At 71.5% G+C, this 6,666-nt stretch carries 3 protein-coding genes; 2 read left to right on the top strand and 1 reads right to left on the bottom strand.

The window, feature by feature from the left end; all coding sequences use genetic code 11:
- Both RBJ65_RS29125 and RBJ65_RS29120 read left to right on the top strand, forming a co-directional pair.
- Positions 1–760: hypothetical protein (locus RBJ65_RS29125; RefSeq protein ID WP_306332181.1), on the top strand; the 760-nt coding region annotated here is incomplete at its 5' end.
- The gene (locus RBJ65_RS29120) at positions 760–5,880 is read left to right on the top strand and encodes a hypothetical protein (protein WP_306316977.1); all 5,121 of its coding nucleotides are present in this window, start codon (positions 760–762) and stop codon (positions 5,878–5,880) included. The genes RBJ65_RS29125 and RBJ65_RS29120, both read left to right, overlap by 1 nt.
- 132 nt (positions 5,881–6,012) lie before the next feature.
- On the opposite strand, the gene RBJ65_RS29115 is transcribed toward RBJ65_RS29120, so the two are convergent.
- Positions 6,013–6,648 (bottom strand): TetR/AcrR family transcriptional regulator, encoded by a 636-nt coding sequence (locus tag RBJ65_RS29115; RefSeq protein ID WP_306316978.1) that lies wholly within the window; start codon positions 6,646–6,648, stop codon positions 6,013–6,015.
- Positions 6,649–6,666 lie beyond the last annotated feature (18 nt).

Raw genomic sequence — 6,666 nt, 5'->3', positions numbered from 1 at the left:
CGTCACATACGCCGACCTCGACTACGTGCCGGGGAACGACAGCGGCGAGCCGGCGGAGCTCGACTGGCTGTCCGTGCTGCGGGCGCTGCGCGAGGCGTGCGTGGACAAGCGGCAGCCCGATTCGATGAACGCCTCGGACTTCGCCCGGTTCAACCAGGTCCTCAACCTCGCCACCCGGGGCGGGCGTCCGTGGACCGAGCGGATGCCGTCGCCCGATGTGGACCTCGGTGACCCCTTCGACATGGATGCCGACCGGCACGCGGAGGCCCGCAAGGCCGAGATCTTCCAGGCATTCCTGACCACCTTACGAATCCGGGCCGAGACGCGACGCCGCCCCCACCTGCTGGCCATCGACAACGCCCAGGAAATCGGCGAATACGATTTGGACCAGGTGCTCCTGCCGCTGTTGTTCGGTGCCGTGCAGGACTTCAAGGGCGACTATCCCGTGCGCATTCTGGTCGTCGCACCGCAGAGCTGGCCCGGTTACCGGCATCTGCAGAAGTTCATGGCGGGCTCCCCCGTGGTCCTCACGGAGTTCCAACAGCCCCACTACAAGCGGCTGGCCAGGGAATTCTGGGAGCGTCAGCGGCACGCGAACAAGGTCCTGCGTCGGCTGAGATTCCAGGACTTCGAGGTACTCCTCGACGGCATCAACAAGCTGCAGGGCACACCGCCGTCGTTCCCCGTCGGGGTGTACCAGCAGATCCTGGACACGTGGCTGAGCATGGCCGACGTCGACGGCATGGAGGAGGCGGGCTGATGTCCGATCCCGAAGCGCGCCCCACGGACGCGCTCGCCGATCCCGAAGCGCGGCTCGCGGACGCGCTCGCCGAACTCGTCGACCGCCTCGGCCGGGGCGAGACCCCCGACGACATCCGGCGCACCCTGCTGCCCGAGAGCTGGACGGACACCCTCAGGGCCGCGGCCGTCGCGCGGCTCTTCGACGAGGAGACGTACACCACTGTCATCAGGCTATTCGCGGGTTCCGATCCGCCCAGCGTCACCGACCTGCTGCGGCGCGGCGCCATCGAGAAGGTCCCCGGCAAACGCCCCTATTACCAGGTCCCGGACGCGGACCGCCCCGGCTACCTGCTCTCCTGGCTGCGCACCGTCGACGGCCAGCGACTCCCCGAGCGGCTTGTCGGACTTGAGCAGTCGTTGAGCGAGCACTGGCGGGCCAGGGGCAGGCCGACCGAGCAGCTGCGGCACCTGATCCTCATTGCCCCCGACGCCGCCGCGACGCTCTTCGACGAGCTGTTCTTCGCCAGTGACGCCGAGCGTGACTTCGCCCGCTGCCAGCGCCTCACCCATGTGCTGGCCGACCCGGACCGGGCGACGGTGGCCCCGCGCAAGCTTCTCAGACTGGCGGAGGACCGGGCCGGATATCTGCGGGCCCGCACGTACTGGGCGGGCGACTACGGCCGCTGCGCGCAGTTCCTGGAACCGGACGGGCTGTGGGAGCGGGCCAGGCGGCTGCTGTCCGCGCAGGGACCGCGCGTCTGGCAGATGCACGGCACCGGCGGCACCGGCAAGACCACGCGATTGCGCTGGCTGGTGTCCCGCAAGGCGGTCACCGCCGAGGCGGACATCAACTGCGCCCGCATCGACTTCGACGTCGTCGACCCGCTCAACGCGGCACACTGGCCCTGGCTGCTGCTCCTGGAAGCGGCCGAGCAGCTCGAACAGCGGCTGCCACAGCGGGTGTTCACGGGACTCGACAAATACGCCGCCTACCGCTCGCTGCTGCGCCGCCCCACCTCGAAGTCCGCCGCGGAGGCCGCGCGCGGCATCCGTTCCCAGGACGAGAAGCGGATCCACCGCGAGGTCGTCGAGGCGTTCACCGCCCGGTTCAACGAGAGCTTCGGCACGGAGCCGTCCAGGCCCGTGCTCGTGGTGGTGGATGCGCTGGAGCAGGTCGTGCTGCGCAGCGCCTCGCGCACGGACGGCCTGTTGCGGCTGCTCGGCGAGACCGTGCGCGCCTGCCCCGCGCTGCGCCTGATCCTCTCGGGCCGCCAGGACCTGAGCATCCGGCACGGCCAGGCCCTCGCCTCGTTCGGCGACTACGAGAACGTACAGGTGGCGGGGTTCACCCCCGACGAGGCGGACCGCTACCTGCGCGACATACGTGAGATCCAGCGCCCGGAGGTGCGCCGGACCATCGTCCGGCGCAGCGCCGGGATGCCGTTCCATCTCGCGCTGTTCGCCGATGTCACCGACCAGGACTCCGACGTCACCGCGGACACACTGGAGGGCGACCGCCACGACCCGCTCGCTCGCCACTTCGTCCAGCGTCTCCTGCGCCGCATCGACGACCCAGTCGTGCTGTGGCTCGTACGCTACGGGGTGATCCCCCGGAGGCTGCGTCGCGAACACGTCCACATCGTCCTGCGCCCCCATCTGAATCAGCGGGCGACCGCCGGACCCGCGGCGGACGATCCGCCCGTTCCGCCCGTGGACGGGGCAAGGCTCGACGATGCGTGGGGCAGGCTGCTCCAGTACGCCGGAAGCTCCTCCTTGATCCGCGAGGTGGCGGGCGACGACGAGTCCGTCGTCTTCCACAGCGTGGTCCTCGGCCCGATGCGCGACCTCATCTCCGACAAGAGCGTCTTCACCGATCTGCACCGGGACTTCGCCGAGCGCTTCGCGGAGAGGGCCGAGTCGCTCGGCGAGTCCGACCCGGAGAACTGGGCCTGGTATCTGCGCGAGTCCCTCTACCACCGCTTCCAGATGCGGGACCCGCAGGCCGTCGGAGTGTGGCGCGAAGCGATGGAGCGCGCCTGGGCGGCCGGGAACACCGATCAGCTTCGCGGGCTCGCCGAGGAGGTCCTCGGGGACGAGTACGTGGACCGCGACGTGCCTCGCCGTGTTCACGGCGGCACGATCATCTCCTTCTCCGTCATGGCCGAGGCCCATCTGAACATCGCCTACGCCCAGTTCCGCGAGGCCATGGCGGAAGGCACCCCCTCCGACGTCCACGACCGCACATGGGCCGACATCGAGCTGCACCTCACGCGCGCCGACGAGCTGTACGCCCAGGGCGGCACCGACCCGGCGGCCAGGCGGCACTCGGCACGGGAGGACGTCGTACGGGCCACGATGCTGGGCCTCGGCGGGAACGCGGCGGACGCGGTGCGCCTGCTCGACCAGCACGTGCTGTGCCGTGCGGAGCTCCCCGCGATCGACCGGCTCTGGGCACTCAACACCCGCGCCGCGCAACTGCGCTTGCTGCGCTCCCAGGACACGGCCGCCGCCCACCACCAGGTCCTCGTCTTCGCGCACACCATCGGCGAGTTGGGAGTCGCGGCGCGCGCCGCTTCGGAGGAGGCGGCGCAGCGTCGGCTGAAGGGTGACGTGGGCCGGGCCATCGAGCTGTACGCGCGGGCCGCCGAACTGTGCGCGGAGGCCGGGCAGCCCACGTTCCCGGCCATCGCCCAGCAGGCCGACCTGCTGCTGCGCTGCCACCGCCCGCAGTTCGCACTCACCGTGCTCGACGAGGCGCTGGTGACGACCCCCGAGGAGCGGGCCGACCAGGAGCGGCTGCGGGCCAAGGCGCACCTGCTGCTCGGCCGCGAGGAACCCGCGCTGACCGCGATCCACCGCGCGGACACCGCCGCCGAGCAGCTCCAGGGCGCCGAGCGCTACCGGCATCTTGCGCAGAACGCCCAACTGCGCGGCGTGATTCTCGGCGAGCTCCAGGAGATCGCCGACGCCAACGACTCCTTCACCAACGCGACCGGGCTCTGGTTCGAACTCGGCTACCTGGCGGGCGAACCCGAGTGCCGATTCCTCTACACCCGCTTCCTGCTGCGCGACAGCATGGACTCCGCCGCCGCCCACCGCTTGCTGAGGGTCAAGGGTGAACCGGGCCAGGAACCGGAGTTCGCGCTCCGCCTGCGTCTGCTGGCCCATGCCTGGACGGGGCGTTCCCCGGGAGCGACGGCGGGTGACGGCACGCCACTGGCGTACGGCGAACTTCCCGCCCTGGTACGTCCCTTGTACGCCCTGTGCCACATCGCGGGCCTGCCAGAGGATCAGTTGCCCGAGGAGCCGTTGCCCGAGGAGCCGTTGCGGCGGCTGACCGAGGCGCTCGGCGAGGTGCGGCCCGTTCAGGCCCGGCTCGCCACCTTGCGCGATCTGGCCGACAACCCCTCTCTGATGCGCCGATTGCCCTGGCCCCTGCTGCGTCCCTGCTACGAGATGGAGAACGAAGGCGACGACGCCGACCGGGCGCTGACCAGGCTCCTGCTCGCCGAGGTGCGTGGGGACGAAGACCCGGTGCGACTGGGACACACGGTGGACAGGCTCACCGAGGAAGCCGACGGCAACCGGCTCATCGTCTGGAGGTGTGCACGCACCGCCGCCAGGCTGGGCCACCGGGAGTTGGCGGTCGGGCTGCTGCTCCGGGTGCCGTGGGAGGAGCCGCGCCGGGGGCCGGGCAGCGCGCCGCGCGTTCCCCATGCCCGGCTCGCCTTCGCCGCGTTGGTGCTGTGCGCCGGGATCGCCCCGGATCCCACGACGGCAGCGGAGGCGTTCAACAGGGCCGTCGCCCTGGCCGAGCGGGGCGGCCTCGTCTCGCACAGTCTCCTGGCGACACTGACGGAGTGCGCCCGGCGCATCCAGGTCGACGGCGTACCGCAGCGCTTGCAGGAGCTGCTGCACCACTCGAAGCGGTCGATGTTCCTCGACACCGACGTGGATCCCCTGGGCGATCCGCGGCTCTTCCCGGACCTGCCGGAGGAACGGGCGTTGGCGCTGCGCCGTTACCCGAGCATCGATCCGGTGGACGACGAGGCCTCGCCGCATCCGGCGAAACTGGCGGTCTGGCATACGGATCAGTGGCCGCTGCGCGCCGCCGTGAGCCGGCTGGAGATGTCCCGGCCCCGCTTCCTGCGCCTGGAGTCCGACGACCCCGGTGCGCATGCGCTGCCCTGGGAAATGGCGCTGCGGCCCGCGCTGGACGCGGCGGACAGCGAGGACCAGCCGGTGATCTACCGCACGCTGCCCACCGCGGCACACCACATCGATGTCCGCTGGCTGCAGCTCTGCCTGAACCGGCAGTTCGGCCCGCTCCTCGATGTGGACGGCCTGGTGGGCCCGGAGACCCGCGCGGCACTGCACCGCATCCAGCCCGCCGAGCCGACCGAGGGGCGGCCGCTGCTCACGTCGGAGACCAGGAACGCGTTGCGGCGTCACGATGTGCGGGAGCCGGGTCCGCGCAAGCTGCTCGTGTTCAGCGCGCGACAGGACGGGCGGGCGGCCGCGCTGTCGTACGGGCAGCGCGACCGTCAGCGGCAGCGGGGACACGTCCGGCCCACGTTGGTGGCGGAACAGGACACTGATCTCGCCAACCGCCTTTCGTCGCCCCCGGGCGCGATCGACATCCTGCACATCGCCGCCCCGCTCGGGCAGCGGGACGGCACGGCGTACCTCGAACTCTCGCCGCCCGGCCATGCCCGGCCGCCGGGAAGCACGGGGCGTGGCACGGATCTCTTCCCTGGGCAACTGTCGCGCTGGCTGGCCCGGTTCGAGCCGGGCAGTACGCCGCTGGTCGTCCTCGATCCGCCGTGCCCCGGCTCGGAGCTCGACATCCACGTCCAGCTGGCCCTGCGCAACCTCTTCGCGGCGCAGCTGTTCCGGCTCGGCGACTGCCCCGCGATCGTCTGCACGGGCCTCTTCCCGGAGGGCGGCCTCGACCACGTGATCGCCTTCTACGGGGCGCTGGCCGAACAGGAACCACTGGCGCACGCGGTACACACCCTGCGCACCGCCGCTGCCGGAGGGGAGGACCGTGGCACCACCTTCGACCACGACGACGACGCGCTGCGTGCGACAGCGCTGTACGCGGCGCCCTCCGCGCTCCTCCGCCGGACGGTGGGGTAGCCACGACACCGCGGTGTTCGCCGCGACCGGCCTCTCGGCCATGGGTGTCTGACGCGCCGCGGCGGAACTCGGCCTCGCCGTCTCCGGTGACCTCACCGCGTGAGGCGCTGAGAGGAGCGGTCCGGGCGGCACTCAGTACGGCAGCCCCTCCATCGCCGCCCGCAACGCCGCTTCGAGACACGCCCCGATCTCCGCGCCGGAGGCCCCCGCCTCCTCCCCGTACCGTCGCGCGAACTCCTCCGCCGCCGCGCGCAGCGCACCGTTGAGGGTCGCGGCGTGCACCGAGACGCGCAGCGAATCGGGGGCGCCTCCGGAGCGCCGCGCGAGCACCCGCGCCAGGACCGGCAGCGCGTCGTCGTGCGCCTGGAGCCAGACCGCCCGCAGCGCCGGGTCGGTGGAGGTCATGCGAATCAGGTCGAGTATGACGGCCGTCTCGGGCGGCAGGTCGCTGATGCGGCAGGCGTCGGTGAAGAAGTCCAACAGGCTCTGCTCCGGCGGCCAGTGGCGCAGCCGGTCCACCACGAAGTCGAGCCCCGCCGAGAGCAGCGGAAGGACGCAGCTCTCCTTGGTCGGGAAGTAGCGCCACAGCGTACGCGCGGACACACCCACGGCCTGGGCTATCTGCTCGCCCGTGGTGGCGGTGACGCCCTGCGCGGTGAACAAGTGGACCGCCTCGCGGGCGATTTCGAAGCGGAGAGCCGTCTTTCGACGCTCGGCGAAGGACGGCCGACGGTCGTCCGCGTCCGCCGACGCCTCTCGCCTCCGCATCCCTGATGGCGCCTCGCG

The organism is Streptomyces sp. KL109B, assembly GCF_030766935.1.
Lineage (GTDB): Bacteria > Actinomycetota > Actinomycetes > Streptomycetales > Streptomycetaceae > Streptomyces.
The sequence above is the reverse complement of the archived record's forward strand: the minus strand, read 5'-3'. Positions and strand labels throughout refer to the sequence as shown.

Bases quoted from the DNA above. Each gene is read 5' to 3' on its own strand.
- RBJ65_RS29120 (WP_306316977.1), top strand. From the start codon at position 760: ATGTCCGATCCCGAAGCGCGCCCCACGGACGCGCTCGCCGATCCCGAA.
- RBJ65_RS29115 (WP_306316978.1), bottom strand. From the start codon at position 6,648: ATGCGGAGGCGAGAGGCGTCGGCGGACGCGGACGACCGTCGGCCGTCC.